This is a genomic window from Comamonas sp. NLF-1-9 (assembly GCF_019195435.1).
In the GTDB taxonomy this organism is placed as follows: Bacteria; Pseudomonadota; Gammaproteobacteria; order Burkholderiales; family Burkholderiaceae_C; genus Comamonas_C.
Window position 1 is genome coordinate 1422499 of the sequence record NZ_CP078069.1, and the last position, 17447, is coordinate 1439945.

Consider the following 17447-nt stretch of genomic DNA (forward strand, 5'->3'; position numbering starts at 1 on the left):
GGAATCACGCCATGGCCCTGCCTCACGCCCTCTCGTCCGAAGTGGTCAGCCTGCAGCCGCTGGGCGCACGCATCGCCGACACCCGCACCCACGCCATCATCAAGGCCGAGCAGCTCGAAGTCGTGCGCGTGGTGCTGCCCGCAGGCAGCGAGCTGCCGCTGCACGAAACCCCGGGCGAGATCACGCTGTACTGCATCGAGGGCGAGGTGCAGTTCACCGTCGCCGGCCAGCCGCGCCCGCTGCGCGCCGGCGACTGGATCCACCTGCAGCCGCGCGCCCCGCACGCTCTGCGGGCCACGCGCGATGCCTCGCTGCTGCTCACCATCTGCCTGCTTGCGGGCGAGGCCTGAGCCGCAAGCAGACTTCAGAAAAGCAAGCGCCCCACCCGGCGGTAACCGGGCAGGGCCTTGGCAAGGGCGTGCGCTTCGGTAAAGCGCCTTGACAGAGAGCAACTGTACGCAGCCTGGTGCAGTTTGTTTTTCTGAATTTGTTCGATCTGGCCGGCAATTCAGAAAATCCATCTGGCAAATTGAATATCATGGAATAATCTGTTCCATGGATCGCCTGGACCGAAAAATTCTCTCCGTGCTGCAGGCCAACTCGCGCGCCAGCCTGCAGGAGATAGGCGCAGCCGTGGGCCTGAGCCCCTCACCCTGCTGGGGCCGCATCAAGAAGATGCAAGAGGCCGGCGTCATCACCGGCTACACCGTGCGCCTGAACCCGCAGGCGCTGGGCCTGTCGGAGACCGTGCTGGTCATGGTCACGCTGGACAGCCATTCGGACAACACGCTGGAAAAATTCGGTCAGGTGCTGGCCGCGATTCCCGAGGTGGTGGAAGCGCACCTGGTCTCGGGCGAGTACGACTATCTGCTGCGCGTCGTCGTCAAGGACACGCGCGACTACGAACGCCTGCTGCGCGAGAAGCTCTACAAGATCAAGGGCATACGCCACAGCCAGTCAAGCTTCGTGCTGCGCACGCTCAAGTCGGCCGATTTGCCGCTGGGGGTGTAGGCCTGATCGAGAACGTGGCGCTGATCGTCAAGACCTTGCGCCACTGACTCCGGAAATGCGCGTGCACCGACGTGCAACCAGGGCATGGTCTTGATGTCAGGGCAGACAGCATTTATCAACAAAACAGACTTCAACGCTTGCCTGCACTGCGCAACAAGCTATCAATACAACAGCAAAGACGCGCTCTTGACCGAAGAAATTCCCCACGGCACAGGCAAGTCAACTCTCCAGCCGTGGTCTTACCAGCTCCATCAGCCTGCCGAAGCTGTCCACCACGTCGTACTTGACCTGCTCCGGGGCAAACTTCCGGTTGATGTCATCGAAGAACTTGCGGGCGCATTCGATCTTGGTCTTCTCGATCTCGCGCAGCTCCATGCTGGACATCGAGCCCTTGGTCTCCGCCACGAAGTAGACGTGTTTGACTGCGCCTTCCCGGAATGAGATGGCCCAGTCCGGGTTGTAGTCGCCCACTGGCGTGGGGATGAGGAAGCCGCGGGGCAGCTTGGCGTAGACCACGACATCGCTGCTGGTGTCCAGCTCGCGCGCGAACTCGCGCTCGATGCTGGAGTCGGTCAGCACATAGTCGTAAATGTGTCGTTGCAGCCTGTCGCCGGCCTTGCTGAAGTCCTGCCTGGTCTGCCCGGCGGTGAAGATGTCGAGGGCGAATTGGTCCTCCACCGGGTCATAGCTCAGGTGCTCGATGATGACGGTGGCCTTTTGCTCGTTGATCAGCCGGATGGCCTCGGCGATGAAGCTCTCCGGATTGGTCTTGAACTGCGCGAAGACCGCGGCGTTCATGCCCTTGAGGATGTCGGCAACCGTACGACGGGTGAGCCGCGTGCCTTCGGCCAGCTTGCCGATCAGGTCGTACTGGACGGCCGAATGCACCGACAGCCGGTTGGCCTCCGTTTCCGTGGCCTTGAGCCTGAAGGCTTCGCCCGATTGGATGCCGTCGTAGGTGACGGTGTCGGCCTGTTCACCGCGCTGGATCGTGTATTGCAGCGGGGTGACCCGCAAGCCAGCGTCCCTGGCATTCAATGCAGCCACGGCCTTGTGAACCAGCTCGGCTTCCTCAAAGCTGACGCTGTAGGCTGCCTTGCGGTTGATGCGGCTCCACAGCGCCTTGAACTCCTGCTTGTCGAAGTTGGCGTTTGGCTCCAGCTTCCTGAGCTTGCGCTCATCCTCAGGCTGGATGAGCTGCGCTTCACTGAAGACGCTGTCCACCAGCTTGAACACCTGCTCGGCGTATGAGGCCAGCTCGGGGGGCAGGGCAGCCAGGGCTCCGCTCTTCTTGTCTTGATGGTATTTCTCGGTGATGTTGCGCTTCTTGTCGACGTAGCCGTTCTGAATCAGGTAGAACTCGATATCGGTTGCTTGATCTTCGGTGACAGTCATTGAGCCGGTGGCCGTGGTCACCACCTTGCCGGTAAAGAATGCCTTGTCCGCCACGCGCGGTCGGTCGGACAGCGATTCGCTGATGTCCTTTTGCAGCCCAGCGACAAAGTCCTTGTAGCTCTCGCTGGCTACTACGGTCAACACGTTCACATCGTGTACCGTGGCCGGGTGATCCATCCGGTGGCCGCTCTGGTTCACCGACAGGCGCAGCCCGCGCCCCACTTCCTGGCGGCGCGAAATGGTGTTGTCACTGTGCTTGAGGGCGCAGATGACGAACACGTTCGGGTTGTCCCAGCCTTCGCGCAGGGCCGAGTGCGAAAAGATGAAGCGCACCGGCTCGGCCAGGGACAGCAGTCGCTCCTTGTCCTTCAAAATCAGGTCATAGGCCTGCACGTCGTCCGACAGCCCCGCGTTTTCGCCACGCGCCGCAACAGTCGAATCCACCTGCCGCTTGCTCTTCTTGTCGATGGAGAAATAACCGCTGTGAGTCTTGTCGGCAGAAATGCCTTTTAGGTACTTGATGTATGGCGTCTCGACCAGATCCAGCACCTCGTTCAGATGCTGCGTGTACTCCTCCTCGAACATGCGGGCGTATTCGCCTTTCTCGTCAGGCTGCGCGTAGTCGCGGTACTTGACTACTTCGTCGATGAAGAACAGGGTCAGCACCTTCACGCCCTGATCAAACAGCGCCTGCTCCTTGCCGAAGTGCGCCTTGATGGCCTCACGGATCTGGATGCGGCGCAATGCGGCCTCGGTCACGTCGCCGGTCGCTTCCCCTACGGCGAGCTCAACGCCATTGGTGAAGCTCAGGGTGTCTGTGTTCGCGTCAATTTCGGCCACGACAAAGCCATTCCGATACTGATCCAGCCCGCCCGACAGGTCGAACAGGTTGACGCCCTTGCCCAGCTTGCGCACCACACGCTTGATGCCGCCGCCCGCCAGCTTCTGCTCGAACTCGATGCGCGCCTCGGGCGGCCTTTTGGTCGATATCTCGATGGACTGCAGGTACAGGTAACCCGCAGTGCCCGCCAGCCCCTTGACCGCGATGCCGCGCACGGCGATCTTTTTCACCAGCTTCTGGTTGTATGCGTCCAGCGCATCCAGCCGGTGAACCTTGTTGTGCGTGGTCTTGTGCGTGGCCGAGTAGCGCAGCACCATCAGCGGCCTGAAGTTGACCAGCGAATCCAGCGTCTTGCCGCCCTCCATCTTCTGCGGCTCGTCCAGGATCAGGATGGGCCGGTTGGCGCTGATCACGTCGATGGGCCTGCGCGACTGGAAGTCGTCCAGCTCTTCATAGATGCGGCGGTTGTCCTTGCCCGTGGCATTGAAGGCCTGCACGTTGATGACCATGACGTTGATGCCCGCATCCGACGAAAAGCTCTCCAGGTGGTGCAACTGCCTGGAGTTGTAGATGAAAAAGCGCGCCTTCTTCTGGTAGCTCTCCAGGAAGTGCTCGGCGGTGATCTGAAGCGACTTGGCCACGCCCTCGCGGATGGCGATACTGGGCACGACGATGATGAACTTGCTCCAGCCATAGCGGCGGTTCAGCTCGAAGATGGTCTTGATGTAGCAATAGGTCTTGCCGGTGCCCGTTTCCATCTCGATGTCGAGATTGACCTTGGCCACTTTCGTCTTCACCAGCGCATCAGACACCGGCAGGTTCTGGCCGCGCTGCACCTGCTGGATGTTGTCCAGCAGCGCAAGGTCGGTCAGCGCCAGATCGGCGTTCTTGAAACCGGCGTCGGAAAACAGGTCTTCCGTCCCCTTCCTGGCCTTGCCGGGGTCGATGCGGTAGCTGACGGCCTCGGTGGATGCGGGCGGCTGGCCGTGGAAGCAGTCGACCACCGCCTGCACGGCGGCGCTCTGGTAGGGCTGGGTCTTGAATTTGAGCTTCATCCGGTCGCGTCTCGTCGTTGCAATCTCTTGGCAAGCCATGCCAGCCGAGAGGCGTAAGTCTTTGATTTATCTGTATTTTCTTGGCCCGCTCTCGGCGGGTCTCTGATTTTTGCCGGCAGACGTCTAATTTCTCTCGGCAAGCTGCCAGCAGGGTGCCGTGTCCGATCCCGTGTTCACGATCACTCCGCGACGGCGCAGCTTGCCCAGGAGGTTGCTCACCTTGTTGTATTTCTGCTCGTCCGTCAGGGCATCGCTCAGCTTGCTCAGCAACAGCTTGTTGATCTCGGCGCGGCTGGCCTTGCCAAATTTCTCCAGATAGTCGGTCAGCAGCTTGGCGTAAAACTCGTCGTCCTGGGCGCGAGTGCGGATGTACTCGGCCTGGCTCGCCGTCGCGGCTGCCACCGCCGCCGAGACAAAGTAGCCCGGCTTGCGCCCCTCGATCAAACCTGCCTTGCGCAGGCGCGCGGCAGCCTCGTCGGGGATCGGCAGCTTCTTCTGCACGCGGTCGAGTGCCAGCACGTCCGTCAGCGGCAAGTCGGTCTTCTGGATCAGCAGGCGGCTATAAGCGAGATCCACCACGCCGCCATAGATCGTCATCGTCACCGCGTTGGGCTGGCTCAGATCGTAGTCGGGCAGCGGGAAGTAGCGCCGGGCCTGTCCGCTGTACATGTCGTGAATGCCATAGCCCATGGTGTCGATCATGTTCAGCTCGGCCATGGCCTGGGCGAGGAAGGGGTTGCGGTAGCGCCGCGGCGGCCGCGTGTTCTGGATGTAGTCGTCGGGCTGCCCCTCGAAAAAGCCGCCTTCGTTCTCGAAGATCAGCCGATCCGGCTGCTCGATCACCACCACCCGGCCATGGCGTCGGTAATCCTGATGCACGATGCAGTTGTGCAGCGCCTCCAGCACGATCCGCTGGTCGTACTTCGGCACCTCCACCGGCACCAGCTCGTCCTGCGGCAGGATGCGCAACTGGATATTGCGGATGCGCTGATACAGGCGCGTGGTGCTCAGCAGAAACGGCGGGCCAAAGTGCTCGTATGCGCGCTCCTGGCCCACCAGGCTCCAGGTCAACTGCGCGGGGTGGGGCGAAAGCCGGTAGGCCGATTCGGCCTTGCCCAGCAGCAACAAGGCGGTGCGGGTGATCTGCCCGTCCTGCGTCAGCCGCGCACGATCCAGGAAGGTGCTGGTTGGCCATCCCAGCACATCCTCCAGCGCGATGCGGTTGGCGTACTTGCCGGCAAAAGACTCGCGCGCCTTGCGCACGGCGGCCTCATCCAGATCGGCCAGAGTGGCGCCAGGCACCACTTGCGCCGTCCAATCCTGCGCCAGCGTCTGGCGCCGGATCGCGTCGAGCTTGTCCAGCGATAGCGAGGTCAGGCTTTCGCCGGCGCGGGCGTAGTAGTGGCCCTTCCACGCAATCGGGATGCCACGCGGAGCCGCCGGAATCTCCAGCAGCAATACGCGCCCGTCCGCATGCGCGAGCTCATGAATGTCACGAAAGCTGATGCGCGGCTGGGCGTTCTCGGTGATCTGCATCTTGAGCGTCTGCAGGCGCTCGGCCTGCGGGCGGTAGTCCGTGCCCACCACGCGCCGCGTCTTGTTGCTGACCCCGAACACCAGCCAGCCGGCCTCGGCATCGCGCAGATTGGCCTCGTTGGCCAGCGCCGAGAAATATTTGCCTATCTCATCGGTGCTGTAGTCGTTGCCTGCCTGCTTGAACTCCACCACCTCGTTCTCCCAGGTGGTGATCAGTTGCTCCAGCACGGCTTTCAGCTCCTGGGCATCCATGCCGCCCCCTCAGATACTCTTCACTTCGGTGGCAGGCGACAGCAGCTTGAAGATCTGCTCCACGTTGATCTTGACCGAGCTGTCCTTGAAGCCCGCATCGCGGAACACGGCGCGCAGCGGCTTGTGCGTGGCCAGCTCTTTCACGAAATCTTCATCGATGCCGCCCTGGGCATCGAAGCAGGCGGCCAGCGCGTTGCCGTCGACGAAGAACACATCCTTGCCCTGGACGGTCTTTGTCTCGATGGGCAGGGCGAGGTCGACGCCCCAGTCCAGCATGACCTGGAACAGCAAGTCCTCGGGCGTGCGACCTGGCTTGATGTTGTCCACGAACAGATCGAGGCTGGCCTTGTCCAGTGCATCCGGGGCGTAATAGACATCGGCCATGTTGGAGGTGTCGATTTTGAGGACGCGGAAGCCGGTGTCTAAGTTGCCGGTAGCGAGGTTATCAGCGACTTTTTTGCCTGCACGGCGAATTCGCTCCTTTGCTACATCAGCAATTGTTCGGTAGCCCGCCGTCATTGCAAAGGATGTCTCTGGACAGGTTTCAGGCAATTGGACGAGCACGAACCTCAGCCGCTTCCCGCTCTCAGCGTTTAATTGGAATACAGCGTGCGCCGTCGTTGCCGATCCTGCAAAGAAATCCATAACGATACAGTCATCGGCAGATCCGGTCGTTGCCATCTCAATAAACTTGGCAATGACCGCCTCATCCTTCGGGAAGTCGAAGATGCCGGGACCTAGCAGCGCTGCGAGCCGTTCTGATGCCGAGCGTGCCGGCTGGTAGAAAACACTAGGCGGCGTGAGCGCATCTGTCTCATGGAGGTACCGTCGGATCATGACACTGGTTGGCGTAACAAAGCTGACGCGCCCCTCTTCGACCAACCGATTGAACTCGTTCTGATCGAAGCTCCATCCGCGGTTGCGACGCAACGGTATGGGCTCACCTGACTTCGGATTTATAAGTTGGAAGCGTCGCCCACCTGGTGCCGTAGGATCGTCCTCCTTATAGGCGCCCCTGGTATCTATGTGTCGAAACCGGCGTAGACCGAAGACTGCTTTGGCCTTCATGGAGCGAAACCATCCAGCCAAGTCGTTTGATGCGGATTCGTAGTCCGCGCCGTACTTAATCTTGAGTCTGGCGATTTCGGCTAACGCCTCATCCACGCCTTCCTTGCGGATGCTCCAGTTTCTTGGGACGGCGCTCCTCTCCCTTGCATACACAAGGGCGTATTCGTGCGACACGCCTACTTGCTTCGCATCGTTCTTGTTAGCGCCTTCCCAGACGATCTGTGCAATGAAATTTCCTTCGCCAAATATCTCGCTACATACCTTTCTAAGGTTGTCAACCTCGTTGTCGTCAATCGAAACGAAGATCACCCCATCTTCAGCAAGTAGGTTTCGCGCAAGACGTAACCTGGAATAGATCATGTTCAGCCATTCCGAGTGGAATCGCCCATTTGCCTCGGTGTTAGCCACCAGCCGGTCGCCTGCCTCGTCTATCTGGTTCGATCGAACCAAGTAGCTCTCGGTATCAGAGCTGAAATCGTCCTCGTAAACGAAATCCTTTCCAGTGTTGTACGGCGGATCGATATAAATCATCTTCACCTTGCCCAGATAAGTCTCCTGCAGCAGCTTCAACGCATCCAGGTTGTCACCTTCGATGAACAGGTTCTTGGTCGTATCGAAATCCACACTCTCTTCGCGGCAGGGGCGCAGCGTCTTGGCAATCGGCGCATTGGCCGTCAGCAGCGCCTCGCGCTTGCCGGGCCAGTTCAGGTGATAGCGTTCCTGCGGGCCTTCGACCAGCGTGCCCGACAGCTCCTGCCTGAGCTGGTCGAAGTCCACCGCCAGCCGCACGCGGCCATCCTCGCCCCGGGCCTCCGTCACGCAGCCGGGGAACAGCTCGCGCAGGCGCGCGATGTTGTCTTCCGTCAGGTTGGGCGAATGCATCTTGAGTTTTTCCATGTTTCTGTCCTGTTGCCGTCCGGGCCGCTGCCGGCCCATCACCGGCGGAGGCTGTCGAGTTCGGATTGGAGTTGCCGCACGACGGCGTTGATCTCCACCTTGCGGTTGAATTGCTTTTCCCGGGCCAGCCGGGCCATGGCCTTGTCCAGCTCGCGCTGCATGGCCTGGGCCTGCTCCACGCGCGCGATCAGCGCGGCCAGCGTTTCCTGCGGGCGGGCCGGCAGGGGAATCAGGCGGTGCAGCAGTTGCTCGTACAGGCCGCCCATGTGCAGGGCCACGGGCAGGGCGCTGCGCGCGCAAGCGGCGGGCAGCCAGCCCGTGGCGAAGTAGTCGGAGAGCACCCAGCGGCTGGCGTCGGCCTCGTTGGGGCGCTTGCAGGCGGCCACCACCTGCGTTTTGCCGTCAAAGCCCAGTTCGAACACGATGGGCGAGGCTATCGCCCCGTCGATGGCGCGCAGCACGTCGCGGTGCAGCTCCGGGGTTTTGAGCTGGATGCTGAAGACCTGGATCTCCAGCACGCCTGGCCGCTCGGGCAGGTTGATCGTTTCCGGGGCCAGCTTGAAGGCCCAGACGATTTGTTCCACCTGTTTGACGAACAGGTCTTTCAGCCGGGTGTTGGCTGCGGCGTGTTCGTAAATCTTGTTCTTCGGAAGGGGGCGGCCAAACGCGGCTTGCGCCGGGTAATCGATCAGCGCCGGATGGGCAGGCACCGTCATTCGGCCTCCTGAACCACCAAAAAGGCGATCAGCTCGAAGTCATCCAGGCCGGAGATGGTGTTGGTCAGCGCCGTGGTCTTGCCGCCGGAGAACAGGCTGTCCAGATCTTTCTCTTCCTTCACTTCGACCATGGAGCGAATCGCCTTGCCGAGCAGGTCAGAGTACCGCTGCATCTGCCGGCCTTCGGCGGTCTCTTTGTTGAAAACCTGGGTCGCTTGGGTGATGGGCGTGTCTTGGCCCTTGCAGCAGCTGCGCACCAGATCGAGCAGGCGCTTGACTTCGGTGTGATCGTGGACGACTTCGCCCGAGCGGCTGATGTAGATGAGGTAGTACGGATGCAGCCAGTTGTGCTGCGGCAGGTGCGCGGGCGGGTTGACACCCGCGTTGCGGTTGCGCAGGGTAAAGATGACGCCGGGCGCAAGGCCCAGATCGGCATTGGCGCGCACCACGGCATGCAGGCCGTTGGGCGATTTGTTCAGGTCGCCGTGGGTCTTGACGTAGCCCAGCAAATCCATGCGGAAGTCGTTCAAGCCCAGGTCGGTGATGGAGACACCGGTCTTCAAATCCTCCAGCTCGATGACTTCTTCCTGCAGGCGGCGCAGTTGCTCCTTGCGGTAGGACACGTCGTTGGCCTGCGCGGACAGCACGTTGTCGTCGCCAGTGGCGGTGACGTCGACGATCGTCATCCGGCTCTCGACGCGCTCCTTGAGCTTGATGTATTCGTCGAGCGAGATATCGGGCCAATAGTTGACCAGCTGGATGCTGGCGTTGGGCGAGCCGATGCGGTCCACGCGTCCAAAGCGCTGGATGATGCGTACCGGGTTCCAGTGGATGTCGTAGTTGATGACGCAGTCGCAGTCCTGCAGGTTCTGGCCTTCGGAGATGCAGTCGGTGCCGATGAGCAGGTCGATCTCGGCCGGTTCGCCGGGCAGCACGACGGCTTTTTCTTTCGAGCGCGGCGAGAACAGCGTTAGCAGTTCCTGAAAGTCATACGCGGTGGGCAGTGTGGACTTGGGCCGGTCGCTGCCCGTGACCTTGCCGGAGTGCATCTTCAGGGCCTGCAGGGCGGGTGCCAGATGGGCGTAGAGGTAGTCGGCGGTGTCGGCAAAGGCGGTGAAGATCAGGATTTTTTTGTTGCCGGGGTTGATGGGACTGGCGATTTTGCCGAGCACCTGGCCCTTGAGGTGCTGGAGCTTGGCGTCGTCTTCAGGCGTGATCTTGGCCATCGAGGCCAGCAGCGCCCCGATGGTGGCGAGATCGCCCTTGAGGTCGTGTTCCCACGAGGGCAGATCCATGTCGGCCAGGTTGATCCTGACCTTGCCGCCGATGTCTGTGCCAGCACCTTGGCCGAGTTCGTCGAGCAGGTCGTCTTCCTCGGCGTCGAGGTCTTGCAGCGCCTCGGTCAGGTCGGCCACGCTGGCAGCGCTACCGGTCTGGTTGAAGGCTGCAATCTTGGTCAGCATGTCTTGATGGTTGGCTTGCAGCGATTGCAGCGTGAGCCGGAATGACTGGACGGAGCTTTCGAGCCGCTTGAGCAAATTGACCGTCATCAGGGCTTGCAGGCTCTTCTCGCGGTCGGCTTGGCGCAGCGTGCCTTTGCTCCCCACCTTGGTGTCATACAGCTCTTCGTATTTGCGCAGGCGGCTGGGCAGGATGTAGCTGACGGGGGCATACACGGCGAGCTTGAGCCGGGTCAGTTGCTCGAATATGTCATTGAAGCCCATCACGTCCGGGCGTGTGGTCAAGGCGCAATGGAACGACAAGGGCTTGCGGCGCTCCGGGAAGTGGCCAATGTCCCGGGTGTCGTAGAAGGTCTGGATGTGCCTGCGCGAGCGCGCGATGGTGACGCTGTCCAGCAGCTCGAAAAAATCGAAATCGAGCGCATCCAGAATGGCGCGTGGCGTGCGCTCTTCCAGCGGCAGTTTGGACCAGGCGTTGAAGGCTTTCTGCGCGTTGCGGAAGACCTCCTCTACCGATTTGCTGGTGCGCAGCTTCTTGCTCAGGTTTTCCGAGTCACCCTCATAAGCCAGCGCAAGCTGGTTGCGCAGGTCATTGAAACGGTTGTTGACCGGCGTGGCCGAGAGCATCAACACCTTGGTCTTCACGCCTTCGCGGATGACCTTGTTCATCAGCTTCTGATAGCGCGTTTCCTTGTCTTTGTATGCATCGTTGTTGCGAAAGTTGTGTGACTCGTCGATGACGACCAGGTCGTAGTTGCCCCAGTTGATCCGGTTGAGCGGCGTGCCGAAGGATTCGCCACTGGTGCGCGAGAGGTCGGTGTGGCAAAGGACGTCGTAGCTGAAACGATCGCTGGCGAAGATGTTGGTTTTTAGGTTGCGGTTGTAGTTGAGCCAGTTGTCGGCCAGCTTCTTGGGGCACAGCACCAGCACCGACCGGTTGCGCAGCTCGTAGTACTTGATCACGGCCAGGGCGGTGAAGGTCTTGCCCAGGCCCACGCTGTCGGCCAGGATGCAGCCACTGTAGGTTTCCAGCTTGTTGATGACCCCGCTGGCCGCATCCCGCTGGTAGTTGAAGAGCTTGTTCCAGATCAGCGTGTCCTGATAGCCCGTGCGGTCGTTGGGCAGGACGTCCTCGTCGATTTCGTCCAGGAATTCGCTGAAGATGTTGTGGAGCATCAGAAAGTAGATGCTCTCGGGCGAGTTCTCCTGGTAGACCGAGGCGATGTGCTCGCAGATCTGCGCGGTCACGTCTTCCAGCTTCTCGGGGTCGTTCCAGATCTGGTCGAACAGGCTCAGGTAGGTGGCTGCAAATGGTGCCTCGTCCATTTTGTTGACGAGGTTGGAGACGGCATTGCCCTGCTGGTAGCCCAGATCGACGGCAGTGAAGCCATGCAGGGGCATGTATGCCGTGTCTGTGCCACCCGCCTGCACGCAGGCGAACTGCTGCATGGGCGCCTTGCTGCGATTGCTGCGGAAGCTGGCCTTGCGCTGAATCCAGTCGGCGCACTCTTTGGCCACCGCCCGCTGGGTGAGCTTGTTGCGCAACTGGATTTCAAACTCGCTGCCGTAGAGGCTGCGCTCGCGGTCGAGCTTGGGGATGTGGAATTCCTTGCGCTCCTTGCGTATCTTGTCGGTCACCTCGCTGGCCGTGAAAGTGGGCGAGGTGAAAATGAAATTCAGCTCGTCAATCTTTTCGAGTTCGGCCTTCAAGGCCTCGAAGGCGTACATTGAAAAGCACGAGGCCGCGATCTTCAGCCGCGCCCCTGGCCGGACGGTCTGTTTGAGATCGTCGCCCAGCAAACGACTGATGTTGTCAATCAGTTCCATCAGCCTCTTACCCCCAATCCTTGTTGGTCATATTGTCCAAGCAAGCCCGCACGCCCGGACAAGACTACCAGTTTGAGGATAGCCAGAATTCATCGATAAAAACAGGCCGAGTCCCCTGTCTGTATTGTGGGGCAAGCTATCGATGAAGTAGCAATCAGAGATGCGTGCTCGCCCCAATCCGTTGGCCATGCCATCACGAACCGGGAGCGGAACCGTGTTTTGTCAGGGTAAACCCAGGTGTTATGGGCTTGCGCATATGTTCAATATGGTGCGGCCGCTATGGAAACCCGAAGCAAAAGGCCGCACCATCGACAGGTGCATTCCCGCGCCGGCCTTGCACGCCGATCGCTCCAGAACAGAGACCGCCATGACCGAAATCGCCCGCCCCTCCCCCTTGCGCTTTTATTACGGCGGCCAGATCGTGCAGGTCGATGGCGCAAGCACTACCCGCACGGTGCTTGACTGGCTGCGTGAAGAGCGCCGCCAGACGGGCACCAAGGAAGGTTGCAACGAAGGCGACTGCGGCGCCTGCACCGTGGTGCTGGGCGAGCTCGACGCCCAAGGCGCGCTGCAACTGCGCTCGGTCAATGCCTGCATCCAGTTTCTGCCCACGCTCGACGGCAAGGCGTTGTTCACGGTCGAAGACCTGGCGGCGCTTGCGCCGCCGGCCGCAGACGGCAAGAGCACGCTGCACCCGGCGCAGCAGGCCATGGTGGAGTGCCACGGCTCGCAATGCGGCTTTTGCACGCCGGGCATCGTGATGTCGCTCTGGGGCAGCTATGAAAACCACATGCACCAGGGCACGCGCCCGAGCCGCCAGGAACTGGCGGACACGCTTTCGGGCAATCTGTGCCGCTGCACCGGCTACCGCCCCATCCTGGATGCGGGCCAGCGCATGTTCGATCTGCCCGAAGCGCGACTGCAGCGCCAGGCGGTGGTGGATGCGCTCCAGAGCCTGCAGCGCGCCAGCGCGCTGGACTACGCCGCAGCGCGCGTGACGGCACAAGGAGCGCGCACCGACCACTTCCACGCCCCACGCACGCTGGACGAGCTGGCCGAGCTGCGCGAAGCCAAGCCGCAGGCGCGGCTGCTCGCGGGCTCGACCGACATCGGCCTGTGGGTGAACAAGCAGTTTCGCGATGTGGGCGATCTGATCTACGTCGGCCGGGTGCAAGAGATGCAGCGCGTCGAGGAGCGCGGCGACACGCTCTGGATTGGCGCGGGCGCCCCGCTGGAAGACGCCTGGCGCGCGCTGGTGCGCCGCGCGCCCAGCCTGATGGACGTGTGGCTGCGCTTTGCCTCGGTGCCGATACGCCATGCGGGCACCATGGGCGGCAACGTGGCCAACGGCTCGCCGATTGGCGACTCGGCGCCCATCCTGATGGCGCTGGACGCCAGCGTCGAGCTGCGCCGCGGCAAGGCGCTGCGCACGCTGGCGCTCACCGACTTCTACCTGGACTACATGAAGAACGCCCTGCAAGAGGGCGAATTCCTGCAGGCGATCACCGTGCCGCTCGCGGCTTTTGCGCGCCAGGTGCACGGCTACAAGATCAGCAAGCGCTTCGATTGCGACATCTCCGCCCTGTGCGCCGGCATGGCGCTGGAGCTCGACGGCGAGACGGTGCGCAGCGTGCGCCTGGCCTATGGCGGCATGGCCGGCATCGTCAAGCGCGCAAGCGCAGCCGAAGCCGCGCTGCTGGGTCAGCCCTGGACGCAAGAGCGCGTGCAGGCCGCCCAGCAGGCACTGGCCAGCGACTTTTCTCCGCTGACCGACATGCGCGCCAGCAGCGGCTACCGGCTGCAGGTAGCGCAGAACCTGCTGCAGCGCCTGTGGCTGCAAACCCGCCCCGTGGCGCCGCTGGCCCCCGATGCCGCCAGCGTGTTCCACGCAATGCCGCACGCCGTGGTCAGCGCCTGAAGGAGACCGCCATGAATACCCGTATTGCCGAAGAACTGCTGCGCCGCGACGCGCCCTTTGCCGACTACCAGCACAACCGCGATGCGCGCACCGATGCGCAGGCCGAGGCCAGCGCGCTGCATGCCGGTGCCCGCGTGGGCGTGAGCCGCCCGCACGAATCGGCCGAGTTGCACGTGAGCGGCAGCGCCACGTATTGCGACGACATCGCGGAGCTGGCCGGCACGCTGCACTGCGCGCTCGGTCTGTCGCCAGTGGCGGCGGGCCGCCTGCTGCAGAGCGATCTGGCCGCCGTGCGCGCCATGCCCGGCGTGGTGCGGGTGCTGACCGCTGCCGACATCCCCGGAGAGAACAACTGCGGCTCGGTGCTGCACGACGACCCGATCCTCTGCGATGGCGAGATCCGCTACCTCGGCCAGCCGGTGTTCGCCGTGGTGGCCCAAACGCGCGACCAGGCGCGCCGCGCCGCAGCCCTGGCCAAGACGGTGCTCAAGACCGAGGCGGCCGAGCCGGTCTTGACCCCGCGCCAAGCGCACGAGAAGCAGCAATACGTGGTGGCGCCCATGCACCTGACGAGGAGCAGCAGCGGGCTGGATGAGGCAGGCATACGCGCGGCGATCGAAAAGGCGCCGCACCGGCTCACCGGCAGCCTGGACGTGGGCGGGCAGGAGCAGTTCTACCTGGAAGGCCAGATCAGCTACGCCCTGCCCAAGGAGGGCGGCGGCATGCACATCCACTGCTCCACGCAGCACCCGAGCGAGATGCAATTCCTGGTTGCACACGCGCTGGCCATCCAGGCGCATGCGGTGCTGGTCGAATGCCGGCGCATGGGCGGCGGCTTTGGCGGCAAGGAGTCGCAGTCGGCCCAGTTCGCCTGTATTGCGGCCATCGCCGCGCGGCTGCTCAATCGCCCGGTCAAGCTGCGCCTGGACCGCGACGACGACTTCATGATCACCGGCCGGCGCCACGGCTTCTGGTACGAGTACGACGTGGGCTACGACGATGCGGGCCGCGTGCTCGGCGTCGCGCTGCAGATGGTCTCGCACGCCGGGCATTCGGCCGACTTGTCGGCCGCGGTGATGACGCGCGCCATCTGCCACTTCGACAACGCCTACTGGCTGCCCGAAGTCGCCATGCACGGCTTTTGCGCCCGGACCAACACCCAGAGCAACACGGCGTTCCGGGGCTTCGGCGGGCCGCAGGGCGCGGTCTGCATGGAATACATCCTGGACAGCATCGCGCGCAATCTGGGCAAGGATGCGCTGGCGGTGCGCCGCGCCAACTTCTATGGCCGCGGCGAGCGCAACACCACGCCCTACCGCCAGACCGTGGAAGACAACATCATTCACGAGGTGGTGCAGCAGCTCGAGCGCGACAGCAACTACCAGGCGCGCCGCGCCGAGGTGGCCGCCTACAACGCGGGCAGCCCGGCGCTCAAGAAGGGGCTGGCGCTCACGCCGGTGAAGTTCGGCATCAGCTTCAACGTCAAGCACCTGAACCAGGCCGGCGCGCTGGTGCACGTCTATCTGGACGGCTCCATCCTGGTAAACCACGGCGGCACCGAGATGGGCCAGGGCCTGAACACCAAGGTCGCGCAGGTAGTGGCGCACGAGCTGGGCGTGAACTTCGAGCGCGTGCGCATGAGCGCCACCGACACCAGCAAGGTAGCCAACACCTCGGCCACCGCCGCCTCCACCGGCTCGGACCTCAACGGCAAGGCGGCGCAGGACGCGGCGCGCAGAATCCGCGAGCGCCTGGCGATCAACGCAGCCCAGCGCCACGGCGGCAAGAGCACCGAAGTGCGCTTTGCCAACGACAAGGTCTTCGTCGCGGGCAAGGAACTGGACTTCAGCGCCGTGGTGGCCGACGCCTACCTGGACCGCGTGCAACTGTGGTCCGACGGCTTCTACGCCACGCCCGGCCTCTCCTGGGACCCCAAGACCATGACCGGCCACCCCTTCTACTACTACGCCTACGGCGCGGCCGTGAGCGAGGTCGTGGTCGACACCCTCACCGGCGAATGGAAGCTCTTGCGCGCCGACCTGCTGCACGACGTGGGCCAGTCGCTCAACCCGGCGGTGGACATCGGCCAGATCGAAGGCGGCTTCATCCAGGGCATGGGCTGGATGACCATGGAAGAGCTCGTCTGGCACCCCAAGAGCGGCATGCTCATGACGCACGCGCCCAGCACCTACAAGATTCCGACAGCCAACGACTGCCCGCCGGTGTTCAACGTCAAGCTGTTTGAAGGGCGCAACCTGCAGGACGCGATCCACCGCAGCAAGGCCGTGGGCGAGCCGCCGCTGCTGCTGCCGTTCTCGGTCTTCTTCGCGATCCGCGACGCCATTTCCGCCGTGGGCGAGCACCGCCGCAACCCGCCGCTGTCGGTGCCCGCCACGAGCGAGGCCATCCTGCGCGCCGTCACCGCCGTGCAAGCCGCCTGAAACCCTTCGCCGCCGATGCCGATGGAGCAGCCCCAGGCGCCACCGACAGCCAGCGGCGCGGTTCACCCGGGGGTGGACCGCGCCTTCTTCGACCGCGTGGACCTGCACCTGATACGCGTGCTGCACACCGTGCTGGTAGAGCACAGCGTCTCGCGCGCGGCGCTGCGCCTGGGCATGAACCAGCCGGCCGTCTCGGCCGCGCTCAAGCGCCTGCGCGATCTCACCGGCGACCCGCTGCTGGTGCGAAGCGGCGCCGAGATGGTGGTCACCGACGTCGCCCAGCAGATGCTCGAACCCGCGGCCGCGGTGTTGCGCGCCGCCCAGACCCTGTTCACCGAGGCGCGCGCCTTTGACGCCGCAACCAGCACCGCCACCTTCAACATTGCCGCCAGCGACTATCTGGACCCGCTGTTCCTGCCGCGCCTGGTCACCGACATCAAGCGCCTGGCGCCACTTGCGCATGTGGAAATCCATGCGCTCACGCGCGAGGCCGACTACCGCGCCCAGCTTGCCCAGGGCGAGGTCGACCTGGTCATAGGCAACTGGCTGCAGCCGCCCGACGACTTGCACATCGCCCAGCTCTTCAGCGACGAAGTGGTCTCGCTCGTGAGCCGCGACCATCCCGCGGCCCAGAGCGGCTGGAGCGCCGATCAATGGCTTGCGGCCGAGCACGTCGCGCCCATGCCCACCTACCCGGGCGCGCGCGGCATCATCGACCAGGTGCTGAGCAGCCAGGGCCTGGCGCGGCGCATCGTGGTGCGCAGCGCCTATTTCGGGCTGATTCCCGAGATGGTGGCGCACAGCCGCCTGGTGCTGACCACCGGGCGCCAGCACTGCGAGCGCGTGGCGCGCGAGCTGCCGCTGGCCATCGTGCCCTGCCCCGTCCCCATGCCGCCGCTGCACTACTACCAGCTCTGGCACAGCCGCAGCCAGCACGCCAGCGGCGCGCGCTGGCTGCGCGAGCGCGTCAAGCAGACCATCGCGCAACTCTGATTTCCCTGCACCAAAGCCACAACACAAGGAGACAACT

10 protein-coding genes are annotated in these 17447 nt (G+C 63.1%); 5 read left to right on the forward strand and 5 right to left on the reverse strand.

Annotation, left to right across the window (positions count from 1 at the left end; genetic code table 11):
• Positions 1–11 precede the first annotated feature (11 nt).
• Complete coding sequence (locus KUD94_RS06945; RefSeq protein ID WP_218239059.1) at positions 12–350, forward strand: cupin domain-containing protein; 339 nt, start codon at positions 12–14, stop codon at positions 348–350.
• Between the two features lie 205 nt (positions 351–555).
• Entirely contained in the window at positions 556–1011 is a 456-nt protein-coding gene (locus KUD94_RS06950) for an Lrp/AsnC family transcriptional regulator (protein WP_218239060.1), read from the forward strand.
• A gap of 219 nt (positions 1012–1230) precedes the next feature.
• Here the strand turns inward: KUD94_RS06950 and KUD94_RS06955 are convergent, their stop codons facing one another.
• The 5 genes from KUD94_RS06955 to KUD94_RS06975 all read right to left on the reverse strand — a co-directional run bounded on the left by KUD94_RS06955 (position 1231) and on the right by KUD94_RS06975 (position 12058).
• Entirely contained in the window at positions 1231–4302 is a 3072-nt protein-coding gene (locus tag KUD94_RS06955; RefSeq protein ID WP_218239062.1) for a type III restriction-modification system endonuclease, read from the reverse strand.
• A gap of 123 nt (positions 4303–4425) precedes the next feature.
• Positions 4426–6090: an RNA-binding domain-containing protein gene (locus KUD94_RS06960; protein WP_218239064.1), complete on the reverse strand. Its 1665-nt coding sequence runs from the start codon at positions 6088–6090 to the stop codon at positions 4426–4428.
• A 9-nt stretch (positions 6091–6099) separates the two neighbouring features.
• Positions 6100–8055: a site-specific DNA-methyltransferase gene (locus KUD94_RS06965; protein ID WP_255569152.1), complete on the reverse strand. Its 1956-nt coding sequence runs from the start codon at positions 8053–8055 to the stop codon at positions 6100–6102.
• Positions 8056–8093: 38 nt separating this feature from the next.
• Positions 8094–8771 carry a DUF4391 domain-containing protein gene (locus KUD94_RS06970; protein WP_218239065.1) on the reverse strand — a complete coding sequence of 226 codons (678 nt, stop codon included), beginning with the start codon at positions 8769–8771 and terminating at the stop codon, positions 8094–8096.
• Positions 8768–12058 (reverse strand): helicase-related protein, encoded by a 3291-nt coding sequence (locus KUD94_RS06975; RefSeq protein WP_218239066.1) that lies wholly within the window; start codon positions 12056–12058, stop codon positions 8768–8770. Before KUD94_RS06975 ends, KUD94_RS06970 begins: the two co-directional genes overlap by 4 nt.
• A gap of 367 nt (positions 12059–12425) precedes the next feature.
• Here KUD94_RS06975 and xdhA point away from each other — a divergent pair, with 367 nt between their 5' ends.
• The 3 genes from xdhA to KUD94_RS06990 are packed head-to-tail and all read left to right on the forward strand — an operon-like array spanning position 12426 to position 17410.
• On the forward strand, positions 12426–13976 hold the full coding sequence (gene xdhA, locus KUD94_RS06980) for a xanthine dehydrogenase small subunit (RefSeq protein ID WP_218239067.1): 1551 nt from the start codon (positions 12426–12428) through the stop codon (positions 13974–13976).
• An 11-nt stretch (positions 13977–13987) separates the two neighbouring features.
• The gene (xdhB, locus tag KUD94_RS06985; protein ID WP_218239068.1) at positions 13988–16417 is read left to right on the forward strand and encodes a xanthine dehydrogenase molybdopterin binding subunit; all 2430 of its coding nucleotides are present in this window, start codon (positions 13988–13990) and stop codon (positions 16415–16417) included.
• Positions 16418–16432: 15 nt separating this feature from the next.
• Positions 16433–17410 carry a LysR family transcriptional regulator gene (locus tag KUD94_RS06990; protein ID WP_370625891.1) on the forward strand — a complete coding sequence of 326 codons (978 nt, stop codon included), beginning with the start codon at positions 16433–16435 and terminating at the stop codon, positions 17408–17410.
• Positions 17411–17447 lie beyond the last annotated feature (37 nt).

What these genes read in the sequence shown, in the direction of transcription:
- xdhA (WP_218239067.1), top strand. Translation starts at nt 12,426, where the DNA reads ATGACCGAAATCGCCCGCCCCTCCCCCTTGCGCTTTTATTACGGCGGC.
- xdhB (WP_218239068.1), top strand. Translation starts at nt 13,988, where the DNA reads ATGAATACCCGTATTGCCGAAGAACTGCTGCGCCGCGACGCGCCCTTT.
- KUD94_RS06945 (WP_218239059.1), top strand. Translation starts at nt 12, where the DNA reads ATGGCCCTGCCTCACGCCCTCTCGTCCGAAGTGGTCAGCCTGCAGCCG.
- KUD94_RS06960 (WP_218239064.1), bottom strand. Translation starts at nt 6,090, where the DNA reads ATGGATGCCCAGGAGCTGAAAGCCGTGCTGGAGCAACTGATCACCACC.
- KUD94_RS06975 (WP_218239066.1), bottom strand. Translation starts at nt 12,058, where the DNA reads ATGGAACTGATTGACAACATCAGTCGTTTGCTGGGCGACGATCTCAAA.
- KUD94_RS06955 (WP_218239062.1), bottom strand. Translation starts at nt 4,302, where the DNA reads ATGAAGCTCAAATTCAAGACCCAGCCCTACCAGAGCGCCGCCGTGCAG.
- KUD94_RS06990 (WP_370625891.1), top strand. Translation starts at nt 16,433, where the DNA reads ATGCCGATGGAGCAGCCCCAGGCGCCACCGACAGCCAGCGGCGCGGTT.
- KUD94_RS06950 (WP_218239060.1), top strand. Translation starts at nt 556, where the DNA reads ATGGATCGCCTGGACCGAAAAATTCTCTCCGTGCTGCAGGCCAACTCG.
- KUD94_RS06970 (WP_218239065.1), bottom strand. Translation starts at nt 8,771, where the DNA reads ATGACGGTGCCTGCCCATCCGGCGCTGATCGATTACCCGGCGCAAGCC.
- KUD94_RS06965 (WP_255569152.1), bottom strand. Translation starts at nt 8,055, where the DNA reads ATGGAAAAACTCAAGATGCATTCGCCCAACCTGACGGAAGACAACATC.